This window comes from Kitasatospora sp. NPDC088742 (assembly GCF_055584905.1).
Genome location: NZ_JBVJLD010000061.1, coordinates 18,725 through 39,675 on the forward strand (window position 1 = coordinate 18,725; position 20,951 = coordinate 39,675).

Genomic DNA, 20,951 nt, shown 5'->3' on the forward strand with positions numbered 1-20,951 from the left:
CGCGTCGAGCTCGGACTCGGGCTCGACCTCGGTCTCGAGCTGCTGCAGAGCGAGGATCTCAGTCATGGAGCGGCTCCTCGCCGGTCAGTAGTCGGACTGGGTGATCGTGCTGGCGTAGATGCTGAAGCAGGGGAAGGCGGACTCCTCCGTCCCCTCCTCGGCCTCGAGTTCGAGCAGCTGCAGGGCGAGCACCTCGGTCATGGACGACTCCCTTCGTCATCGGGCGAGTTGGCGGGATCCAGGGTGAACCAGTCGTCACCCGGGCCGTGGAGGGCTCGGCACAGTGCCAGCAGGATCCCCGCGCTGCCACTGGCCAGGTCGGCGCTGAACCGGAGCGAGCCCGTCCCGAGCCAGCGGACGCCGTCACCGTGCGGGACGGCGTACTTGAGGAGGCCGGTCGCCAGCCGCACCGCGTGCCCGCGGTCGGCCTCGTCCCGGGTGAAGTCGGCGTACTCCGCGGCCAGGTGGACCAGGCCGGCGAAGCCGTCGTGCAGGCCGGGCTGCACCGCGCTGACCTTGCGGACGTCCGCGGCCACCCGGGGCAGGGCGGTGGCGAAGCGTTCGCCGTCCGGGCCGGCCGCGTAGCGCGTCAGGACCGTCCCGACCCCTGCGGAGCCGGTGGCCAGATAGGGCATGACCCGCCGGTTCACGGCGTTGTCGGCGAACGACAGGCAGCCGTCGGGCAGCTCCACCGCGCGGTCCAACTCCTCGTGCAGCAGCGCCAGTCCGGCCTTCCGGTAGTGCTGCTCCCCGGTGCCGTCGGCCAGGTGGTGCAGGAAGAGCGCGAGCCCCGAGCGGCCGTGGAACAGGCCGCGGGCGTCCTGGGCGCCGAGCGTCGGCCCCAGGTCGGCGGTGCGCAGGATCGCGTCGCCGGTGGCGGCCGCCCGCTCCAGGTGGCGCGGGTCGCCGGTCCGCCGGTGCAGGGCGAGCCAGGCGAGGCCGATCCCGGCCCGGCCGCCCGCCAGGGTGTTCGTCGTCGCCGTCAGCGGATGGCCGTCGGCGGCGCCCAGCAGCTCGGCCGCCTCGTCCAGGTGGCCGGCCCGGGCCAGCACCCGCGCGACACCGGCCGTTCCGACCGCCGGTCCGGGAGGCAGCGCGTCCGCCGAGGACAGCGCGTCCCGCCGCAGCCGCTCGCCGACCGCGTCGGGGACCGGCAGGCCGGCCCGGTGCAGGGCGTGCACCACGCCGGCCGTCCCGTACGCCAGGCACACCGTGTTGGTGTGGAACGCCGACGGCGAGGGCGGGAAGACCCAGTCGGGCCGCTCGGGGGCCGCCAGCCCGAGCAAGCCGGTGGCCGTCCACCCGGCGAGCCGCGCCAGGCAGCCCAGCGGATCGGCGTCCACCTCCTCGGGGCCGGGCAGCCGGACGCCCGTGTCCGTAACGGGCCGGTGGAAGGCGGTGGCCCGCCGCCACAGGTCCTCGGGCACCGGCGAGACCGCCGCCAGGTCGCGGCGCAGCAGCGCGAAGTTGGCCGAGCGCAGCTGCGGCGCGTTGGGGAACGGCGCGAGCAGGGTGAGCACCACGGCCGCCGTGCCGTAGCGGTCCCCGAGGAGCTCGTCCCCGGGGTGCCCGGCGGCGAGGTCGCGGGGCGGGACGAAGCCCGGGGTGCCCATCCGGGCGGGGGCGGCGGACACCGGGGTCACGGTCTCGAAGTCGACCAGCCTGGCCTCCCCGGCGGGGGTGACGATGACGTTCCCCGGGTTCACGTCGCCGAACCGGAGCCCCAGCGCGTGCAGCCGGCCGAGGGTCTCGTCCAGCGAGGCGAGCAGGCGGCGGCAGTCGGCGTGGTAGCGGTCGAAGTCCCCGGCGGGCCGGGAGGCCAGCAGGACCGGCGAGCTGCGGTTGATCCACTTCACCAGCGGGGCGCCCTCGACGTACTCCGTCACGAGGAAGTCGTGCTCCCACTCGGTGAAGTGGTCCAGCGGTTCGGGGCAGGCGCCCGGGGCCGCCGCGTGCACGGCGGTGAGGGCGTCGTACTCGCGCCGCAGCCGCTGCTGGGCGCTGACGCCGTCCCAGCTGTAGCCGTTGTGCGGGCGGGCCTCCTTGACCAGGACCAGGCGTCCCGTGCGGGTGTCGCGGGCCTGGTAGGCGCCGCCGGCGTTGCTCGGCTGCAGCACCTTGACCACCTCGTAGTCCCGGATCCGGATCGCGCCCCGGTGCCGGGCCGGCTCCTCGGCCACGAAGGGGTAGGTGATCCCGGCGGGCAGGGCGAAGAACGGCAGCCGGAGGTCCGGCACCTCCGCCCCGTGCCCGTCCCGCACCAGCGGCTCCACGGTGCCGTCGGCCAGCAGCCGGCCGCTGCGGCCGAACGCGCCGTACCGGTAGTGCACCGTCCGGGAGTCGCGGTACCGACGGTCCGTCAGGACGTACGCGCCCTCCTCCCCGCGCAGGGCCTCGGCGAGGGCGTCGAGCAGCCGTCCGGCGGTCTCCTGGTCCGGCGGGTACACGGCGCAGAACTTGCCCGCCTGGGGCCGGGGCGCGTGCTTGTGGTGGAGGGCGAGGTAGAAGAAGTGCGCCGACACGTGCTTGAACGGCACCCGCTCGGCGAAGCAGGTGGCCGCCACCACGTCGAGGACGGCCTGTGCCCGCTCCAGCCGGGCCGACACGTGGACCTTCCAGCCCTGTTCGGCACGGCGGACCCCGGGGCCGCTCCACGCCGTCCAGATGTCCCGGTCGGTGCCGCGCCAGCCGGCCGGGACCCGGGCGGGGGCGAACCGCGGGCCGGGGTCGGCCATCGTGCCGAGGGGGGCGTAGAACTGCTCGTCGGCGAAGGCTTCTGACAGTACGTCGAACATGGGGACCTCCTCCGGAGGGGGCTGGCGGGACAGGGAGAAGGGCGGCGGGACGGACGGCGGCTCAGGGACGGGCCGCGAGCACCTCCACCGGGCCGAGGCCGAGCGCGGCGACGGGGCCCGCGACGGATTCGGCGTCGCCGACCAGGACGACGGTGAGCCGGGCCGGGTCGAAGGCCTCGACGGCCGCCGCGGTGGCCTCGTCGGCGCGGACGGCGGCGAGCCGGGTGTGGAACCGGGCCTGGTGGTCGTCGGGCAGGTACTGCTCCACCTGGTCGGCGAAGGTCGCGGCGAGGGCGTACGCGGTCTCGTAGCGCAGCGGGGCCGTCCCGACCAGGTTGTGCACGGCCGGGGCGAGCTCCCGGTCGGTGAACCCTCCGGTGCGGACGCCGCGCAGCACCTGCCAGGTGTCGGCCAGCGCGGGGGCGGTGACCGCGGTGGCGACGGACCCGGCGATGCTGACCAGCGAGGCGCCGGTGCCGTCGGGCGTGGAGCGCAGCACCTGGGCCTGGGCGCGGACCCCGTAGGTGTAGCCCTTCTCCTCCCGGAGCACCCGGTTGAGCCGCGAGGGCAGGGTGCCGCCGAGGCAGTGCACGCCCAGCACCAGCGCCGGCCAGGCCGGGGAGTGCCGGTCGGGGCCGAGGCCGCCGACCATCAGCTGGGTCTGCGCGGCACCGGGCCGGTCCACCACCACGATCCGGCCGCCGGCCCCGGAGCCGACCGGGGCGGACCGCCACCGCTCGGCCGGCGGACCGGCCCACCGGCCGAGGCTGCGGGCGAGCAGCCCGTCCAGGTCGACGCCGTCGAGGTCGCCGACCACCACCGCGGTGGTGGTGGCGGGCCGCAGCCGCTCCCGGTAGCAGGCCCGGACCGCCGCCGGGTCGATCCGGGCGACCGTCCCGGCCGATCCCCTGACGGGTCGTGAGCAGCGCAGCTCCGGTGCGAAGAGCTCCGCGACCAGGGTGTCGTAGGCGCGCTGGGCCGGGTTCGCGGCCTCCTGCCGGATCTGGTCCAAGCGGTTGTCCACCAGCCTGCGGACCTCCTCCTCGGGCAGGGCGGGCCCGCGCAGGGCGTCGGCGAGCAGGTCCAGCGCCAGACCGAGGCGGGAGGCCGGCACCTGGAGCGAGAGCCGTACGCCGAGGGGGCCGGTGGCGGCCTCCAGGCCGGCGCCGCAGTGGTCCAGCCGCGCGGCGAACTCCTCGGCGTCGTGGCGGTCGGTGCCCGCGCGCAGGGCCCGGGCCAGTACGGCGGTGACCCCGTCCAGACCCTCGGGCTCGGCGTCGGGCGGCGCGTCCAGCAGCACCTCGACGGCGATGGTCCGCCGGCCGGGGCGGTGGCAGCGCAGCACGGTCAGCCCGTTGTCCAGCACGGTGCGGAGCGGCGCCGGGAAGTGCCAGGGCCGGGGCGGGGCGGCGACGGGGCGGGGGTGGAAGGTCATGCCGGGGGCGAGGACGGTCACGGGCGGCTGTCCCTCCGGTCGTCCGCCCGGGCAGCCCGGGCGGTGGGTTCGTGGGTCAGGACGGCCCGGCCGTCCGGGCGCAGGGAGTCCGCCGCGACCCGGCGGACCTCCTCGGCGGTGATCTCGTGCGGCTGCCGCGCGGGGGCCAGGGCCGGCCGCGGATCGCCGAACAGGCTGACGGACCGGCAGATCTCCTCGGCGCGGCCGCCGACTGTGACGTGACGCTCCAGCCAGGCGCGGTCCAGCACGGCCCGGGCCAGCTCCAGCTCGGCCGGTGTCGGGCCGTGCTCGGCGAAGCGGGCCAGCTCCTGGTCGACGGCGGCCTGGATGGCCGGCGCCGTGCCGCCGGAGGAGTCCCGCACCTCCAGCCGGCCGAGCGAGGGCGTCCCGGCGAGCCGGAGCAGCCGGAAGTGGACTGAGGCGGCCGAGCGGTCCCGCCGCACCAGGCGCCGGTGCAGCCGGGCCGACGCCCCGCCGCCCAGGACCGCGAGGGCCAAGCCGGCCGCGTCGGCCTGCCGGGTGCCGTCCGGCGGGAGCCGGTAGGTGGCGGTCAGGGCGGGTGCGGCGGCCTCCTCCCAGATGGCGGCGGGCGCGTCGGGCTCGGGGCCGGAGGCCCGGGCCGGGACTGAGGTGCGTGCCCCGGCGCCGCGACGCCGCCCCCCAATTGCCGGCCGGTCTGAGCCGAAGTACTTCTCGATCCAGCCGAGCGTGCGGTCCGGATCGAGCTCGCCGACGACCACGAGCACGGCGTCCCGGGGCTCCCGGGCCGGCGCCGCCACCCGACGGGCCGTCAGCTCGGCCCCCCGCCACAGGGCGAGCTCCAACTGGTGGGCGGGGACGGTCTCGGCGTGGTCGGTGCCCGGGGCGTCGTGCCGGAGGCGGACGGCGGCGAGCGGGACGCGGTGGTCCTCGGCGAGCACGACCAGCAGGCCGTTGGCGAGGCGTTGCTCGGTGAACCCGCCGGTGAGCAGGTCAGGCACGGGATCCGCCCAACAGGGCCATCAGTTCGCCGGCCAGCCTGGTCGCCTCGGCGCGGCTGGGCGGGGCGAGGCCCGCACCGGCGTCGTCCGCCACGGCCCGCCGGGCCGTGGTGTAGTGCAGCGCGACCGCCGCCTGCCGGGCGAACAGCGACAGCAGGTCGAGCTCGGGCAGGCTGGAGCGCGCCTGCGGGGCCGGGTCGAGGACCTCCAGCACGCCGAGCACCCGGTCGCCGTGGATCAGCGGGGCCGCCATCAGCGCGTCGGGGACGTACTGGGTGGACTGGGCCAGGGACCGGTCGAAGGCGGAGTTGTCGGTGAGGTCGTCGACGATGATCGGCTCGCCGGACAGGGCCACCCACCCGGCGATCCCGCGCCCGGCCGGGAACCGCATGCCGACCAGGAACTCCTCGCCCTGGCCGGAGACCGCCTGGAAGACCAGCTCGTCGGCCTCCTCGTCGAGCAGGAAGACCGAGCTCGCCTGGGCGCCGAAGATCGCGCGGGCGACGTCGACGACGGATTGCAGCAGTTCGAGGGCCATCGGATCGGGGGAGGTTCTGGCGGGCTGGAGGTCGGAGGACATGGCGGCACCTTCGGCTAGTGGACGTTGGCTGCGCAGGAGTAGAGCGCGCTCTTCAGCTGAAACGGCGTCATGTGCGGGCTGCCGGAGAGGATCCGGGCACTCAGGCCGCTGATGAAGGGGGTCGCGAAGCTGTTGCCGGTCGAGCGGATGGTCCGCCCGCCGAGCCAGGCCACCTCCACGTTCTGGCCGGGCGCGAAGAACTCCACCGGCGGCTCCGGGTTGTAGAGGTGCAGCCCCGGGTCCTGCTCGGCGTGGCTGCCGACCGAGACCACCGAGGCGAACCGCCACGGGTAGCTCTCCACCTGGGAGTTGTGCGCCGAGGCGACGATCACGCTGCCGTTGAAGTACGCCTCGTCGGCCAGGCCGTGCAGCTCCTCCGCGAACCGGGCCCTGGTGGTGGACAGGCTGAGGTTGATCACGTCGAAGCCCTGCCGGACGGCCCAGCGCAGTCCTTCGAGCAGGACCTCTCCGGTGCCGGAGAACGCCTCGCCCAGCACCCGCACGCTGTAGAGGCCGCACTCCGGCGCGACCCGGCGGATGATCCCGGCGCAGGCGGTGCCGTGGCCGCAGCTGTCCCCGGTGGTGGTCTCCTCGACCCGGATCCCGTCCGCGTCCTTGAGCACCACGTACGAGCCGTCGACCCGGCCCACGGCGGGGTGGTCGCGCTCGACCCCGGAGTCGACCACGCAGACCCGTACCCCGCGCCCGGTGGCCGCGCTCCAGGCGTCCGGCGGGCCGACCCGGCCGGCGGCCACCGGGATGTCCTCGGGGCGCTTGCCGAGCAGGCGCCAGGTCAGGCCCTGCGGCGGGGCTGTCGTCATCGTGGCTCATTCCGTCGCTGGAGGAATTCGGCGGACCGGCGGGCCCCGGGCAGGTGTCCCTTGGCGGCGAAGACCGCGCGGGCGGTCACGGCGGCCTGCGCGGCGGGGACGTCCCGGCCGAGCAGCCGGAGCGTGTGCGCCTGGTCCAGCCAGGCGAGGGCGCGGACCACCGGCGAGTCGGTCCGGCCGGCGGCGGCCACCGCGCGGGCGGCCAGCCGCAGGGCCTCGTCCGGCCGCTCCTCGACGGCGGCCAGCCGGGCGGACAGGCCGTCGAAGTCGACCGCCTCGGCGAGCCGGCGCTCCCCGGCCCGGCGGACCGGTTCCAGCGCCCGGCCGGCCGAGACCGGGTCACCGCCGTCCAGGTGCAGCCGGGCGGCCTCCAGGCCGATGCCGACCAGCAGCGCGGGCGCGTCCAGCTGGCGGGCCCGGGCGGCCGCCTCGTCCAGCAGGGCGAGGGCGCGGCCGGCACCGCCCTGGAGCGCCTCCACCATGGCGGTGAACAGCGGCAGCATGATCCGCATCTCCGCGTAGCCGAGCTCCTCGGCCTGCCGCCCGGACTCGGCCAGGCTGTCGTGCGCGTCCGTCCACCGCTCCTGCAGCGCGAACAGCACCGCCAGCGGCAGGTTCAGGGTCAGCCGTACGGTCCGGCGGCCCTCGCCGTGCCGCTCCAGCAGCGCGAGGCAGCGCTCGACCGCCTGCCCGGCGGGGAGCGGCCCGCGCCAGAGCGAGATGCCGATCGCCCCCAGGGCGGCCGCCCGCTCCGGCTCGCCGCCGGCCCGCACCGCGTGGTCCAGGGCCCGGGTGAGCCGGTCGTCGGCCTCGCCGTGCCGGCCCTGGGACTGGCTGCGCTGGGCCAGCCGCAGACAGGCCCGGGCCTGCCCCAGCTCGTCCCCGGCCGCCGCGAACACCGGCAGCACGTCCTCGGCGGCCTCGGCCGGGGACTCGCCCTCGGAGCTGACGGCGGACAGCGCCAGCCGGGCGTGCGCGGCCTCCACCCGGTCGACGGGGGCGGCCAGCAGGCCCTGCAGCAGGGCCCTGGCCTCCTCGGTGCGCCCCAGGGCGGAGCGGGCCTCGCCGAGGCGCCGCACGGCGGCGTCGGCACCCGGCTCGCCGGGGCGGTACAGCGCGGTGGAGCGGGTCAGCAGGCCCTCGGCCCAGGGCAGGTCGGAACGGGCCAGCGCCTGCGCCCCGGCCTGGCCGAGGGCCTGCGCGGCGCGCAGCCGCAGGCTCTCGGTGGCCTCGCTGAGCTGGCCCAGTTCGCTGCGGTAGCCGTGCGCGCGCTCCAGGTGGCAGCCGACCGCGGCGAGCCCCGAGGCGCGTACGGCGGGCAGCTCGGCGGCCTTCTCGTGGCCCTCGGCGCGGGCCCGCTTGGACATGCAGGCGTAGGTGACCTCCTGCACCAGGCCGCTGCTGAACCGGAAGGTCACCAAGGGGCCCGGTTCGACCAGCCTGCGGCGGTTGAGCCGCACCACCGCCGACCGCACCCCGCTGCCGGGGTCGCAGAGCCGGGCCAGGTCTCCGAGCACGAACTCCCGGCCGATCACCGAGGCCTGGTCCAGCGCGTTGCGCTCCGGCGGGGCGAGGGCGTCGATCCGCGCCCCCAGCACGGCCTGCACGGTGGGCGGCAGTTCGTCCGGCGACCCGGTCTCGGCGGCCGCCGAGAGCAGCTGCTCCAGGTGCAGCGGATTGCCCCCGGCCCGCTCCAGCAGCCGGGCCGGCACCGCGTCCCAGTGCGCCCGGACGTCCGCCAGTTCGGCGGCCAGCTCCGCCGTCTCCCGCGGCGAGAGCCCGCGCAGCGGGAGGGTCCGCACCGGCTGGTCGGCCAGGTCGGCCGCGGTCTCCAGCAGGTCGGGCCGGGCCACGCTCACCAGCAGCACCGCCGCCCGGTCCAACTCCCTGACCAGCCGGGCCAGTACGTCCAGCAGCAGCGGTGTGGCCCAGTGGCAGTCGTCGATCACCAGGACCACCGGCCGGCGCACCGACAGCGCGGTCAGCACCCGGACCAGTGCCGAACAGGTCTCCCCCACCGAGGGGTTGGGCGTCCCGTCCAACAGCAGGCCGTCGGCGAGCACCCGCAGCGCCTCGCCGACACCGGGCGGGGCCTGGTCGGCGAGCACCGAGGCGACCGCGTCGGCCAGCGGCCCGAGGCTGCCCCGGTCGCCGTACCGGCGGCAGCGCCCGCTGCCCGGCCGCAGCCCGCGGGAGTCGATCCACTCGCGCAGCAGCCGCGTCTTGCCCTGCCCGGCCTCGCCGTGGACCAGTACGTGGCGGGCGCCCAGGGTCGTGGTCTCCGCCAACGCCTCGTCCAGGGCCGCGAGTTCGGGGATCCTACCGACGAAGCGCACGTCGAAGCGGCGGACCAGCTCCGGGTCGTCCTCGCCGAGGCCGAGCAGCCGGTAGGCGGTGACGGGCTCGCTCTTGCCCTTGAGCAGGAGCGGGCCGACCGGTTCGGCCTGCACCGCGTCGGCGGAGCGCCGGGTGTCGGGGCCGATCAGGATCTGGCCCGGGCCGGCGTTCTGCTCCAGCCGGGCGGCCACGTTGACGGTCTCGCCGGAGACCAGGGCCTGCCGGACCGAGGCGTCCGAACCCGACACCACCTGGCCGGTGTTGACGCCGATCCGGATGTCGAGCCGGACTCCGAGGGTGGCCTCCAGCTCGGCGTTGAGCCCGTCCAGGGCGGCGACCATGCCGAGCGCGGCGGCCAGCGCCCGGCGGGCGTCGTCCTCGCGGAGGACCGGTACGCCGAACACCGCCATCACCGCGTCCCCGATGAACTTCTCCACCGTGCCGCCGTGGAACTCGATCTGATCCCGCATCAGCTCGAAGTAGCGCAGCGTCACCGACCTCAGGGTCTCCGGGTCCAGCCGGCCGGAGAGCGCGGTGGAGCCGACCAGGTCGCAGAAGAGCACGGTGACGACCTTGCGGGACTCGGTGACGGCCTCCGCCGCGGCGGGGGCGGCGGCAGCGGTGCCGCAGGACGGGCAGAAGCGGGCGTCGGGCGGCAGTGCGCACCCACAGGCGGAGCAGGGCATGGTCCTGTTGCCTTTCCGGGACGGTGACGGGGAGCGCAGGCCTGACGGCCCGTCAGAACAGCGCGCCGCCGGCGAACTCGCCGTGCGCCTCCACCTCGGGGGCGACCAGGTCCAGGCGCTCCTTGATGTCCACCAGGAGGTCGAGCTCGGGCGCGGTGAGGCCCCCCAGCACCTCCAACTGCTCCTCGGAGAGCGCCTCCACGGCGAACCCCGCGGATCGGAGCCGGTCGAGCGCTGCGCGGTCGTCGGTCATGGCCGGCCCCCTTGGGCGGATGCGAGTCGTGAGAACAGACGGAGGAGCCCGTCCGTGGTCCGGAGGGCGCTGACGGCCACCGCCGTCTGCTGGTCCGGTGTCAGCGGGAGCGCGTCGAGCAGCGCGTCCAGGCCGGCCAGGTGGCCGCCGTCCAGCTCCGCGTGCTCGCGCACGGTGCGGAAGGCGGCCGGCGGCAGGCCGGTCCGGTGCGCCAGCCGGTCGGCGAGCCAGGGCGCGGGCGCGTTGCCCTCCAACACCCGGACGTAGCCGAGCAGGGCCACCGGGTGGTGGTGCTCGATCCAGTAGTACTGGGCGCCGGCCAGCTCGGCGACGAGCGGAGACGGCATCGACCGCCGTACCGGGCGAGGGTCCTCCCCCGCCGCGGCGAGGTCGGTGAGCAGCCAGTCGTCGTGGCCGCGCTCCTCCTCGGCGTGCTGCTCCAGGTAGCGGCCGAGCGGCCCGGCGACCGGGTCGTCCGGGGCCAACTCGGCGCAGCGCCGGGCGGCGAGCTCCATCAGCGGCACCGAGGCCCGGATCACGGCGTGCATCGCGTGCAGGTAGGCGAGGTAGCGGCGGCGCAGTTCGGCCGGCCCGGCGGACCACAGCGCCGAGGTGGCGGCGTGCAGCGCGGGGGCGGTGAGACCGAGCTTGACCCGCAGCGCCGCCGAGGTGGCGGGGGCGGCGGTCACGGCCGGCCCCCGGTGCCGCCGGCCACCACCGGGGGCCGGAGCGCCGCCGGGCCACGCAGCGCCACCAGGCCGGCGTACGGGGCGCAGCCGTAGCGCCGCAGCAGCGCCTCCGGCCCGGCCTCGGCCTGCATCCGGGCGGCCTCCCGGTCCAGCAGTTCACCGACCGGCCCGGCGGCGTCCCGCACCGCCCCGGCGAGCACCTCGGGGTGCTCGGGCAGGGCCCGGCAGGCCGCGCAGGGGCCGGCCGCGGGTGCGGGGGCGGTGCCGTAGCGCTGGTGGAGGTGGACGGGGCCGACCGCCCGCACCATCCGCAGCACCGGCGAGGCCAGCGAGCGGCGGCGGACGGTTCCCCAGTCGTCCTCGGCGATGTGACCCAGCGACAGGTGCGCGGGGACCGGTCTGCGGTCCACCGTCCGCTGGTTGCAGCAGGCCAGCACCGCGCCGTCGAAGGCCACCGTGGGCCAGGCGGCCATGGCGCAGGGGGCGACCCGCCCGGCGGCGGCCTGTGCGGACGGCGCGTGCGGACGGGCGGCGGCCCAGGCGGCGGCCCGGCCTACCGACCGCACCTCGTTGACCAGCATCGGCACCCGGTCCGCGAACTCCCGCCGGACGGCCGAGACCACCTCGGCCAGGTACGGGTCCCCGGGGCCGCTCCCGGTCAGGTGGAAGCTGACCGGGGTCCCCGCGTCCAGCACCTCCCGGACCGCCCGGAACACCTCGGCGCGCGGCACCTCCCGCTCGTGGTGGGCGTCCAGGCTCGCCGAGAAGTGGTCGACCGCGCCGATCGCCCGCCGCACCGGAGCCGGGATGCGCCCGCCCCGGGCGAAGAACATTCCGCTCAGCAGCACGCTGCGCGAGCCGGCCGCCCGGGCCAGCCCGGCCAACTCGCCCGCCAGGCCCGGCAGCAGCAGCGGCTCCCCACCGGTCAGCAGCACCACCTCGGGCCGGTCTGCGGTGGTGAACGAGCCGACGAAGCGCAGCAGTTGGCCGGCGGACGGCTCCTCGCCGGCCATCGTCGACGAGGTGGAGCAGTGCGCGCAGCTCAGCGGGCAGCGCCGGGTGAGGGTGAGCAGCAGACCGGCGCACGGGACGGGGCGCAGCCCGACCAGCTCGGCCAGTTCCATCTCCCGCCCCCGTCCGTTCGGTCCGCCCCCGGTCGAGCGCGGCACCTGCGTGGCACAGCCTGGCGCCGGGCAGTTGCGCGGGGGTTCACCAACGGTTCGGAACCGGTATGGCCGCAGCTCAGGTTGGTCGCGGCGGCGCAGGACACCGTCAACTCATCGTCCCGGAACGGTCGTTGACCTGCGCGCTGTCCGATTCCATACCGCTGCTTGACCGTTGTCGAACTCCGGACTCCTAGGTTCCTGTCTCGCCGGACCGGTCACCGACCGCCGGTGGGTCACCAACTGCACCTCGAACGATGGGAGATCGTCATGGCCGAGAACACCGAGCCCGTGAAGGACGCGTCCGAGGACGCCGCCGAGGTCGAGGCGCACTCCGTGCTGGAGCTGCAGGACCTCTCCGTCAGCGAGCCCGAGGGCACCGAGCCCGTCGGCGACTGGAGCACCGTCAGCAGCGGCTGCAACAACACCCACGTCCAGCTGTAGAGGAGACGGTCATGGCCGAGAACACCGAGCCCGAGCAGGACCCGACCGAGGTCGAGGCCCACTCCGTGCTGGAGCTGCAGGACCTCTCCGTGAGCGAGCCGGAGGGCACCGAGCCCATCGGTGACTGGAGCACGGTCAGCACCGATTGCAACAACACCAAGCCGTCGGAAATCTGAGGAGACCGTCATGGCCGAGAACACCGAGCCCGTGCAGGACCCGTCCGAGGACGCTCCCGAGGTCGAGGCGCACTCCGTGCTGGAGCTGCAGAACCTCTCCGTGAGCGAGCCCGAGGGCACCGAGCCCGTCGGCGAGTGGAGCACGGTCAGCAGCGGCTGCCACAACACCAAGTCCCCGGTGTAGTAGGTCCGTCCGCCCGTGAACCCGTGGCCGGGGTGTCCCGCGCCGGAATCCCACCGGCGCCGGCACCCCGGCACCCGTCGTCGCGCGTGGTCTCCCGCGCCCCGCGACGCGTCCGGACCAGGCGCGAAGGCGAAGGAGCCCCCATGGACGCCGCCACCCTCCCCCCGCTCCACCGCAACTCCGACTACCAGCGGCTGTGGTTGGCGCACGCGCTGTCCGCGTTCGGATCGCAAGCCACCTACATCGCGCTGCCGCTGGTGCTGCTCGCGACCACCCACTCGGTCACCGACTTCGGCATCGTCACCTTCGTCGAGGTCGCGGCGTCCGTCTTCACCGGCCTGCCCGCGGGCGTGCTGGTGGACCGGCTGCCGCGCAAGCTCGTGATGCTCTGGTGCGACCTGGGCCGGGCGGTCGCCTTCGGCCTGTTCGCGCTGGTGGTGGCCGCGGGCCAGGTCTCGCTGCCGATCGCCGTCGCCCTGGCCGTCCTGAACAGCGTGCTGAGCGCGCCCTTCGGCCCGGCGGCCTCCGCCTCGCTGCGCGAGGTCGTCCCGCCCGAGCAGCTCACCACCGCCGTCTCGTACAGCCAGGCCAGGGCCGCCACGGTGACCCTGGCCGGTCCGCTGATCGGAGCCGGGCTGTACACCGTGGCACCGGTGCTCCCCTTCGTCGTCGACGCGCTCTCCTACCTCGCCTCGGCCGCCTGCGTGATCTCGGTCCGCCTGCCGCGCGGCAAGCCGCAGGCCCCCGAGGGCGGCGCCGCGCCGCCGCACTTCCTGCGCGATCTGACCACCGGGGTGAGCGAGGTGCGGCGCAGCCCGTTCCTGCGCTACACGCTGGTCAACGCGGCGGTGGTGAACTTCGCCTTCGGCGGCGTGATCCTGGTGCTGCTCGCGCGGGGGGCCGCGGCCGGCAGCGACGGTTCGGCCGGCTTCCACAACGGGACGGTCATCGCGCTGTCCGGCGCGGGCAACCTGATCGGCGCGTTCACCTCCGCCTGGGCCGGCCGGACCTTCACCCCGCGCGCCCTGGTGCTGGCCATCGTCTGGAGCACCGCCCTGCTGGTCCCGCTGCTGGCGCTGGGCGACGGGCTCGTGGTGGCCGGGACGGTCATCTTCCTGTGCAGCCTCACCGCCCCGGCCGCCAACGCCGTGGTGGCGGCGGCGCAGCTGCACGTGGTCCCCGCGCACCTGCAGGGGCGGGTGCAGACGGCCTGCTCGCTGGTCCCCGCGCTGATCGTCCCGTTCGGCCCGCTGCTGGCCGGGTTCCTGCTCGACCGCCTCGACACCGCGTCCGTGGTGCTGGTGTACGGCGGCGTGCTGGCGGTCCTGGCCGTCTTCAGCAGCGTCAGCGGCGGGCTGCGGCAGATCCCCGACCTGCGCGTGCGACCCGAGACCACCGCGCCGGCCACCACGCCGCCCGCCGACCCGGTCGGCGCCCGGGTGCCCCGTACTCCCCCTTCGGCCGACGAGAAAGCGAGGGCAGGCTCGTGAACAAGGGCTACCACCAGTACGCGGACACCGATCCGTACTTCTACGACAACCCGGCCCCCGCCGCCGACCAGCGCCGCTACGCCGCGGCCGACCGCCCGGTGCCCCCGGGCTGGTGGCGGAAGGAGGAGCGGGTGTGGGTGAACCTGGTCCCGGACGGCGCCTCGCTGCCCGAGCAGGGCTGGAAGATCCACGTGTCCGTCGACGCCGCCCGCGCCGAGGAGACCATCGACCTGGTCAGCGCCTACTGCCTCGGGGCCGGGGTCCAGTACAAGTTCCTGCCCGACCCGTCGACCTACCGCCGGATCAACAGCAAGTACGCCCGCCGCGGCAGCAGCGGCAAGCTGCTGACCCTCTACCCGGTGGACGACGCGCACCTGGCGCGGATCCTGGCGGACCTCGATCCGCTGCTCGCCGGCCGGCCCGGCCCGTACGTCCTGGGGGACCTGCGCTGGCGCGAGGGGCCGCTCTACCTGCGCTACGGCGGCTTCCGCGAGCTCTGGTGCACCAGTGAGTCGGGGGAGCGCGTCCCCGCCATCCGGAGGCCGGACGGCGGGCTCGTCCCCGACCTCCGCGAGCCGGTCTTCCGGATTCCCGACTGGGTGGTGCCGCCGGCCCTGGTCACCGAGCAGCTGGCCGCCGACCGGGAGACCGCCAAGGCCCAGACCATCCCCTACCGCGTCGAGGAGGCCCTGCACTTCTCCAACGGCGGCGGCATCTACCTGGCCCGCGACCGGCAGAGCGGGGAGCAGCTGGTGCTGCGCGAGGCCCGGCCGTTCGCCGGGCTCGACGGCACGGGCACCGACGCCGTGAGCCGGCTGCGCAGCGAGGCCCGGGTGCTGCGGACCCTGGCGGGGCTGGACTGCGTCCCCGCGGTCCTCGACGAGTTCACCGTCTGGGAGCACACCTACCTCGCCGAGGAGTACATCGAGGGCGAGACGCTGCGTCAGTTCCTGGCCCGCAACAACCCGTTGGTCCGTCCGGACGCCGGGCCGGAGCAGATCGCCGAGTACACCCGGCAGGCCCTGGACCTCGTCGACCAGCTGGAGCGGGCCGTGCGGTCCATGCACGAACGCGGCGTCGCCTTCGGCGACCTGCACCCCTCCAACGTGATGGTGCAGTCCGACGGCCGGGTCCGCCTGATCGACTTCGAGGTGGCCGGACCGGCGGACGACCCGGTGCCCGCGATGGGCTGCCCCGGCTTCATGGCCCCGCACGCCGACACGGCCCGGGCCCGCGACCTGTACGCCCTCGACTGCCTGAGGCTCTTCGTCTTCCTCCCGCTCACCATGCTGATCGACCTCGACCCCGGCAAGGCCGATGAGCTCGCCGACGCCGTCGCCGAGTGCTTCCCCGTCCCGGCCGAGTACGTCGAGCGCCTGCGGACCGGCCTGCGGCCGCCCGCTCGGGGTGCGGCACTTCCGGCGGTGCACGGGTTCGACACGGGCGACACCGAGGAGCTCTGCTCGGCCCTGGCCCGGGCGGTCCTGACCTCCGCGACGCCGCAGCGCCAGGACCGGCTCTTCCCCGGCGACCCGGCGGGCCTGCACGACGGCGGGTACACCCTGGCCCACGGCGCCGCCGGTGTCCTGTACGCCCTCGCCGCCACCGGGCGCCCGGTGGACCCCGAGCACACCGAGTGGCTCTGGCAGGCCGCCCGGCGCGCCACCGACCCCCGCCCCGGCCTGTACGAGGGCCTGCACGGAGCGGCCCTGGCGCTGCACCGCCTCGGCCGTCCGGAGGAGGCCCTGGAGGTGCTCGGACGGGCCGTCGAGGCCACCGGTCCCGACACCTCCGCCGCACTGGACAACGGCCTGGCCGGAGCTGGCCTGACGCTGCGTCGGTTCGTCGCGGACACCGGCGACGGCGGACTGCGCGACGAACTGGCGGCCACCGCCAAGCGCCTCGCCGACACCCTCGACGCCCCGCCCCACCCCGACAGCAGGCCGGGCCTGCTGAGCGGAGCGAGCGGAACCGCCGAGTTCTTCCTGCACCTGTACGAGGACGAGGGCGACCCCGCCCACCTCGCCCTCGCCCGCCGGGCCCTGCTCGCCGACCTCCCCCACCTGCGCACCAGCGAGGAGGGCGCGGTCAACCTCCTGGACGGCACCCGGCTGCTCCCCTACATCCGGGGCAGCGCTGGCGTGGGCCTGGCCCTCGGGCACTACCTCCGCCACGCCCAGGACGAGGAGTTCGCCACCACCCTCGACGGCATCCTGCTCGCCGCACGGGCCAAGGTGGTGGCCTTCAGCGGCCTCTTCAACGGCCGGGCCGGCCTGATGGCCCTACTGGCCGAGCACCGGTCCGACCCGGCCGCGGCCGAAGCCCTGGCCCGCCACGTCCGGCTGCTCTCCTGGCACGCCATCCCCTACGCGAACGGACTCGCCTTCCCCGGCGACCAGCTCTACAAGCTCTCCATGGACGTCGCGACCGGCAACGCGGGCATGCTGCTCGCCCTGCACACCGCCGGCGGCGGTGAGCTCACCCTCCCGGGCCTGCGCGGCTTCTGACGGACCGTCGGGCGGAACACCGATCAGATCGACTCGACCGCGATGCGCGGGTGGCAGAGCCTGCGCAGGTCCTCGGTGTCGTTCGTGACGACGGTGACGTCGCCGCGTTCGCGGTGAGCCGTGGCCGCGAGCATCGCGTCGATGGCGTACTCGTGGCCGTGCAGTTCCTCGGCCACGAGCAGCTTGCTCGCGGCACGGGCGATCTCCTCCGTTCAGCTGGTGCACGGGCTCGGTGTGGCCGGAAAGGTCTTCGGGGTGCGCGGCAACCTTTCCGGGGGCGGCGGCAACTGGGTGGTGTCCGGACAGGTGGTCTGGTCAGAGGCATCGGCTGAAAGCGAGCACCGACATGTTCCCTCGCCCATCCACGTCGCCGAAGGCGTCGCGGCGGCAGAAGCACCGCGGCCGCCGGCTGTACCAGCGTCGGAGTTTCTGGGCGGCCGTCGGCCTGGCGGTCGTGGGTGGTTCCGTGGTCGTGGTCAACACGGCCTCGGCGGGAACCACCGTGGACACGAAACCCTGGTACATGCTGGTCAACCGCAGCACCGGCAAGGCGCTGGAGGACTACGGCTTCGCCACGAACGACGGTGCTCCGCTGGTGCAGTGGAGCCGTAGCGGCGCGACCAACCAGCAGTGGAGGTTCATCGACTCGGGTGACGGGAACTACCGGCTGCAGAACCGGCATTCGGGCAAGGTTCTGGACGCCTACAACTGGTCGACGACCGAGGGCTCCGAGCTGGTGCAGTGGCGCGACCTGAACGGCGCCAACCAGCAGTTCCATCTGGAGAAGTCGTCGGACGGCTACGTGCGTCTGATCAACCGCTTCAGCGGCAAGGCCGTCGAGGTCCCTGGCGGCTCCAAGACCGACGGGAGCCACATCGCCCAGTACCACGACTGGAACGGCCCCCAGCAGCAGTGGCAGCTCGTCCCGGCCGGTAGCGCCGACGGCACCGGGAACACGGGGAACGCCGGCGGCAGCGCCGCACCGGCCACCCCCGCCACCCCCGCCACGCCCAGCACGCAGGGCGGCAGCGCTCCGACGAGCCAGAGCCCGAGCGGCACCCGCCCGGCCTCGACGCCGCCGGCCTCTCCGACCGCCGCGGGCGGCAGCTCGGCGAAGCGGTTCATGGGCAGCAGCACGGTGCTCCTCGGCGGCCTGATGGACGACTCCACGGCGAACGCCGCGCCGTTCGACGTGCGGTACGCCTACATCCACAGCCAGCCCGCGCCCTCGCCCGAGGCCTACACGGCCTCGCGCTGCAAGACCGAGTGGTCGGGGTGGTGGGGCTGCTGGACCGGCAACACCACGGCGCCCGGTACCCAGGTGACCGTGTACAAGGACCGCGCGTCCAAGGCGACGTACCAGGGCAAGCCGCGCCCGCAGAAGACCCTCTTCACCTGGTACTCGCTGCGTGACCTCGGAGACGCGGCGGGCCAGGGCGACGGTCCGGGCGAGGTCGTCGCCATCAACCGGGCCGACCTGCTCACCAAGTACCTGAACGACTACCGCTTCTTCCTGCAGAAGATCGGCACCTCGCCGGACATGATCGACCTCGAGCCCGACTTCTGGGGCTTCGCCCGGTCGCTCGGCAACCTGCACCAGGTGCCCGCGCAGGTCAAGGCGGCGAGCCCGACGGACTGCGGATCGCAGGAGAACAGCGCCTCCGGCCTGGCCCAGTGCCTGATCTCGATGGCGCACAAGTACGCGCCGAACGCCGGGGTGGGACTGCACCTGTCCTGCTTCGACTGGCAGCAGAACACCGCGCAGTGCGCCAAGGACTACGCGGACCTCGGGGCATCGAACGCCGACTTCCTGGTCTCCGACGTGACCGACCGCGACGCGGGCTGGTACGCGCTGCCCGCCCACGGCAGCCGTGACACCTACTGGAACGACCAGAAGGGCTTCGCCTCCCTCTCGTTCTACAAGACGATGTCCGAGGCGGTGGGCAAGCCGGTGGTCCTGTGGCAGGTCCCCCTGGGCAACATGGCGCAGAACAACACCCCCGGCCACTACAAGGACGACAAGGTCGACTGGTTCTTCTCGCACCTGGACCAGACGGCGAACGCGCACGTCGCCGCCCTGCTGTTCGGCGCCGGCTGGTCGGAGCAGACCACGCCCGAGACCGACGGCGGGAACTTGATCAACAAGACGATCGCCAACCACAACGCGGGTGGCACCCCGCTCAAGTGACCCAACCGACCCGCAGCCGGTCGACACCGCCGAGCCCGTCTCGGCCGGTGCCGACCGGCTTCTTCCGTATGCGGCGCGGGGAATTCCTCTCCGAGTGGGCGCGTGGCTTCTTCCATCGGAGATTCCCGCGACGTTGCGCGCCCCGGCGGACGTGGGCCAGGTCAGCAGCGCCTTCCCGCTGCCGCGCTTGCCGTGATCTGCCAGGTCCTCGCAGACGCCCAGCTCAGCGACGGCTGCGTGGACTTCCACGTGGGTGTTGGCACCGACCGCCGGACGTAGGGTCGGGACATGCGACTGAGCACGGTGATCCTCCCCATCCACCGGTGGAGTGAGGGGCAGAAGATCTGGCGGCGGGCCGAAGACCTCGGCTTCCACACCGCCTACACCTACGACCACCTGAGTTGGCGGAGCTTCCGCGACGAGCCGTGGTTCGGCTCGGTCCCGACCCTGACGGCGGCGGCCACGGTGACCGAGCGGATCCGGCTCGGCACGCTCGTCACCTCGCCGAACTTCCGGCACCCGGTCACCCTGGCCAAGGAGCTGATCACGCTGGACGACGTGTCCGGCGGGCGGCTGACGCTGGGGATCGGGGCCGGCGGTGCGGGGTTCGACGCGACGGCGCTGGGGCAGGACGCGTGGTCGCCGAAGGAGCGGGCGGACCGGTTCGCGGAGTTCGTGCCGCTGCTGGACGAGCTGCTGACCACGGACGCCACCACCCGTGAGGGGACGTACTACTCGGCGGTCGAGGCCAGGAACGTCCCGGGCTGCGTGCAGACGCCGCGGGTGCCGTTCTACGTGGCGGCCACCGGGCCGCGCGGGCTGCGGCTGGCGGCCGAGCACGGCCAGGGCTGGGTCACGTACGGCGACCCGCGCGGGCCGGCTGACGTACCGGTGGAGCAGGCGCCGGAGGTGATCGCCGGTCAGCTGGCGAAGCTGACGGCGGCCTGCGAGGCCCGCGGGCGGGACGTCGCCGAGCTGGAGAAGGTGCTGCTCCAGGGTTCGACGGCGGAGAAGCCGCTGCAGTCGCTGGACGCCTTCGTGGACTGGGCGGGGACGTACCGGGAGATCGGCATCACCGAGCTGGTGGTCCACTGGCCGGTGCCGGACTCGATCTTCGCCAACGACCTCGCGGTCTTCGAACGGATCGCCACCGAGGGCCTCGCCCAACTCGGCTGAGCCGCCCCGGCGGAGGGCGCCACCACCCGGCCGCCCTCCGCCGGCTCCGCTCCGGCCCCCAACGAAACCGCGCGCTCGTTCGTGGGAGTCGGTGAGAGCGAAGGAGGCGCGAGGTGAGCTGGCACGACGTCCTGTCCGACCTGCTGGAGACCCGGGCGCTGGCGGCACGGGAGGGCCGCAGGTTCGAGGTCCGGCGGATCGACGGGACGTCCTTCCCCCTCACGTACGAGCTCGACCGGAACCGGCTGACCGTCGCCGTGGACCACGGCGTGCTGACCGAGGTGTCCGTCGGCTGAGGCCGAGGCAGAGGCAGAGCCGGGGGTCCGGGAGCGGGCGTCCGCGGAGGTGGGTAGCCTGGCCGCTCGTTGGTTGTCGCGTGGATGCACGGGGGGAGTCGTCGGTATGTCAGCTCGTGGACTGGTGACGGGTGTTGCGGTGGTCTCGGCCTTGGTGCTGGGGCTGACGGGGTGCCAGAAGAAGGACGAGGGCGGCGGGAAGGTGGTCGCCGCCCCGTCGGAGACGGTGAGCAGCGCGCCGTCGGCCGCTCCGAGCGCCACCGCGAAGCCGAGCACGGGCGCGGGCGCGAGCAAGAGCCCGACCGCCGCGGCGAGCACCGGCACCGGCACCGGCGAGGACGTGGAGGGGTGCAGCACCCCCGCGCCGAAGCCGAACTGGAAGTACGTCCAGGCGGTGAAGCCGCCCAAGCAGGACACCCTCTACGTGAAGGACGCCAAGTTCGTCTGTGACCCGAACGACGGTCACTACGAGGGCGCCGGCGCCGAGAAGACCTACATGTTCGCGACCACGGTGAAGGCGCAGATCTCCACCGGGGCCGGCAACGCCAAGGTGGTGCCGGTCGGCGAGCTGTGGCAGCACATCGGGGACTGCCTGGTGGACCGGGCGCAGGTCAAGGACCCGTACAGCTGCTCCGGCGGCATCTACGAGATCGTGCTGGACGGCACCGGCAAGATCACCCAGATCCGCGAGGTCTGGCACCCGTAGTCCTACCGCCGCGGG

Annotated in this window: 19 protein-coding genes; 9 read left to right on the forward strand and 10 right to left on the reverse strand. The window is 74.7% G+C overall.

Translation table 11 applies throughout. The features are described from left to right. Positions 1–197: 197 nt before the first annotated feature. From lanKC (ACZ6ZR_RS33835) to ACZ6ZR_RS33875, 9 genes are all read right to left on the reverse strand, one after another. Positions 198–2,795 carry a class III lanthionine synthetase LanKC gene (lanKC, locus tag ACZ6ZR_RS33835; RefSeq protein WP_465649021.1) on the reverse strand — a complete coding sequence of 866 codons (2,598 nt, stop codon included), beginning with the start codon at positions 2,793–2,795 and terminating at the stop codon, positions 198–200. 61 nt (positions 2,796–2,856) lie between these two features. Further along, positions 2,857–4,251 (reverse strand): M16 family metallopeptidase, encoded by a 1,395-nt coding sequence (locus tag ACZ6ZR_RS33840; protein WP_465649023.1) that lies wholly within the window; start codon positions 4,249–4,251, stop codon positions 2,857–2,859. Beyond that, complete coding sequence (locus ACZ6ZR_RS33845) at positions 4,248–5,231, reverse strand: M16 family metallopeptidase (protein ID WP_465649025.1); 984 nt, start codon at positions 5,229–5,231, stop codon at positions 4,248–4,250. Before ACZ6ZR_RS33845 ends, ACZ6ZR_RS33840 begins: the two co-directional genes overlap by 4 nt. Next, positions 5,224–5,811, reverse strand: a complete 588-nt coding sequence (locus ACZ6ZR_RS33850) for a GAF domain-containing protein (RefSeq protein ID WP_465649027.1) — start codon at positions 5,809–5,811, stop codon at positions 5,224–5,226. Before ACZ6ZR_RS33850 ends, ACZ6ZR_RS33845 begins: the two co-directional genes overlap by 8 nt. Positions 5,812–5,825: 14 nt before the next feature. Then, positions 5,826–6,632, reverse strand: coding sequence for a S8 family peptidase (locus tag ACZ6ZR_RS33855; RefSeq protein WP_465649029.1), 807 nt, complete (start codon positions 6,630–6,632; stop codon positions 5,826–5,828). Continuing rightward, positions 6,629–9,664: an adenylate/guanylate cyclase domain-containing protein gene (locus ACZ6ZR_RS33860; RefSeq protein ID WP_465649031.1), complete on the reverse strand. Its 3,036-nt coding sequence runs from the start codon at positions 9,662–9,664 to the stop codon at positions 6,629–6,631. The genes ACZ6ZR_RS33855 and ACZ6ZR_RS33860 overlap by 4 nt, the downstream gene beginning before the upstream one ends. A 52-nt stretch (positions 9,665–9,716) precedes the next feature. Next, the gene (locus ACZ6ZR_RS33865) at positions 9,717–9,917 is read right to left on the reverse strand and encodes an aroma-sacti cluster domain-containing protein (protein WP_465649033.1); all 201 of its coding nucleotides are present in this window, start codon (positions 9,915–9,917) and stop codon (positions 9,717–9,719) included. Next, the gene (locus ACZ6ZR_RS33870; protein WP_465649035.1) at positions 9,914–10,606 is read right to left on the reverse strand and encodes an iron-containing redox enzyme family protein; all 693 of its coding nucleotides are present in this window, start codon (positions 10,604–10,606) and stop codon (positions 9,914–9,916) included. The genes ACZ6ZR_RS33865 and ACZ6ZR_RS33870 overlap by 4 nt, the downstream gene beginning before the upstream one ends. After that, entirely contained in the window at positions 10,603–11,730 is a 1,128-nt protein-coding gene (locus ACZ6ZR_RS33875; RefSeq protein WP_465649037.1) for a radical SAM protein, read from the reverse strand. Before ACZ6ZR_RS33875 ends, ACZ6ZR_RS33870 begins: the two co-directional genes overlap by 4 nt. 309 nt (positions 11,731–12,039) lie before the next feature. Here ACZ6ZR_RS33875 and ACZ6ZR_RS33880 point away from each other — a divergent pair, with 309 nt between their 5' ends. The 5 genes from ACZ6ZR_RS33880 (at position 12,040) to lanKC (ACZ6ZR_RS33900) (ending at position 16,570) form a co-directional block, all read left to right on the forward strand. Next, complete coding sequence (locus ACZ6ZR_RS33880) at positions 12,040–12,213, forward strand: hypothetical protein (RefSeq protein ID WP_465649039.1); 174 nt, start codon at positions 12,040–12,042, stop codon at positions 12,211–12,213. Between the two features lie 11 nt (positions 12,214–12,224). Continuing rightward, positions 12,225–12,389 carry a hypothetical protein gene (locus ACZ6ZR_RS33885; protein WP_465649041.1) on the forward strand — a complete coding sequence of 55 codons (165 nt, stop codon included), beginning with the start codon at positions 12,225–12,227 and terminating at the stop codon, positions 12,387–12,389. Between the two features lie 10 nt (positions 12,390–12,399). Then, a complete protein-coding gene (locus ACZ6ZR_RS33890) occupies positions 12,400–12,573 on the forward strand; it encodes a hypothetical protein (protein WP_465649043.1) in 174 nt (57 codons plus the stop codon). A 143-nt stretch (positions 12,574–12,716) separates the two neighbouring features. Next, positions 12,717–14,063 (forward strand): MFS transporter, encoded by a 1,347-nt coding sequence (locus ACZ6ZR_RS33895; RefSeq protein ID WP_465649045.1) that lies wholly within the window; start codon positions 12,717–12,719, stop codon positions 14,061–14,063. Next, positions 14,060–16,570: a class III lanthionine synthetase LanKC gene (gene lanKC, locus ACZ6ZR_RS33900; RefSeq protein WP_465649047.1), complete on the forward strand. Its 2,511-nt coding sequence runs from the start codon at positions 14,060–14,062 to the stop codon at positions 16,568–16,570. Before ACZ6ZR_RS33895 ends, lanKC (ACZ6ZR_RS33900) begins: the two co-directional genes overlap by 4 nt. A 23-nt stretch (positions 16,571–16,593) precedes the next feature. On the opposite strand, the gene ACZ6ZR_RS33905 is transcribed toward lanKC (ACZ6ZR_RS33900), so the two are convergent. Continuing rightward, complete coding sequence (locus tag ACZ6ZR_RS33905) at positions 16,594–16,746, reverse strand: hypothetical protein (protein WP_465649049.1); 153 nt, start codon at positions 16,744–16,746, stop codon at positions 16,594–16,596. 326 nt (positions 16,747–17,072) lie between these two features. On the opposite strand from ACZ6ZR_RS33905, the gene ACZ6ZR_RS33910 reads away from it, so the two are divergent. From ACZ6ZR_RS33910 to ACZ6ZR_RS33925, 4 genes are all read left to right on the forward strand, one after another. Then, positions 17,073–18,758, forward strand: coding sequence for an RICIN domain-containing protein (locus ACZ6ZR_RS33910; RefSeq protein ID WP_465649050.1), 1,686 nt, complete (start codon positions 17,073–17,075; stop codon positions 18,756–18,758). A 288-nt stretch (positions 18,759–19,046) separates the two neighbouring features. Continuing rightward, positions 19,047–19,934: an LLM class flavin-dependent oxidoreductase gene (locus ACZ6ZR_RS33915; protein WP_465649052.1), complete on the forward strand. Its 888-nt coding sequence runs from the start codon at positions 19,047–19,049 to the stop codon at positions 19,932–19,934. Between the two features lie 113 nt (positions 19,935–20,047). Next, complete coding sequence (locus tag ACZ6ZR_RS33920; RefSeq protein ID WP_465649054.1) at positions 20,048–20,230, forward strand: hypothetical protein; 183 nt, start codon at positions 20,048–20,050, stop codon at positions 20,228–20,230. 106 nt (positions 20,231–20,336) lie between these two features. Then, positions 20,337–20,936, forward strand: a complete 600-nt coding sequence (locus ACZ6ZR_RS33925; RefSeq protein WP_465649056.1) for a hypothetical protein — start codon at positions 20,337–20,339, stop codon at positions 20,934–20,936. The last annotated feature ends 15 nt before the right edge of the window (positions 20,937–20,951 follow it).

Bases quoted from the DNA above. Each gene is read 5' to 3' on its own strand.
- lanKC (WP_465649021.1), bottom strand. From the start codon at position 2,795: ATGTTCGACGTACTGTCAGAAGCCTTCGCCGACGAGCAGTTCTACGCC.
- ACZ6ZR_RS33850 (WP_465649027.1), bottom strand. From the start codon at position 5,811: ATGTCCTCCGACCTCCAGCCCGCCAGAACCTCCCCCGATCCGATGGCC.
- ACZ6ZR_RS33925 (WP_465649056.1), top strand. From the start codon at position 20,337: ATGTCAGCTCGTGGACTGGTGACGGGTGTTGCGGTGGTCTCGGCCTTG.
- ACZ6ZR_RS33860 (WP_465649031.1), bottom strand. From the start codon at position 9,664: ATGCCCTGCTCCGCCTGTGGGTGCGCACTGCCGCCCGACGCCCGCTTC.
- ACZ6ZR_RS33895 (WP_465649045.1), top strand. From the start codon at position 12,717: ATGGACGCCGCCACCCTCCCCCCGCTCCACCGCAACTCCGACTACCAG.
- ACZ6ZR_RS33915 (WP_465649052.1), top strand. From the start codon at position 19,047: ATGCGACTGAGCACGGTGATCCTCCCCATCCACCGGTGGAGTGAGGGG.
- ACZ6ZR_RS33885 (WP_465649041.1), top strand. From the start codon at position 12,225: ATGGCCGAGAACACCGAGCCCGAGCAGGACCCGACCGAGGTCGAGGCC.
- ACZ6ZR_RS33890 (WP_465649043.1), top strand. From the start codon at position 12,400: ATGGCCGAGAACACCGAGCCCGTGCAGGACCCGTCCGAGGACGCTCCC.
- ACZ6ZR_RS33875 (WP_465649037.1), bottom strand. From the start codon at position 11,730: ATGGAACTGGCCGAGCTGGTCGGGCTGCGCCCCGTCCCGTGCGCCGGT.
- ACZ6ZR_RS33865 (WP_465649033.1), bottom strand. From the start codon at position 9,917: ATGACCGACGACCGCGCAGCGCTCGACCGGCTCCGATCCGCGGGGTTC.
- ACZ6ZR_RS33880 (WP_465649039.1), top strand. From the start codon at position 12,040: ATGGCCGAGAACACCGAGCCCGTGAAGGACGCGTCCGAGGACGCCGCC.
- ACZ6ZR_RS33855 (WP_465649029.1), bottom strand. From the start codon at position 6,632: ATGACGACAGCCCCGCCGCAGGGCCTGACCTGGCGCCTGCTCGGCAAG.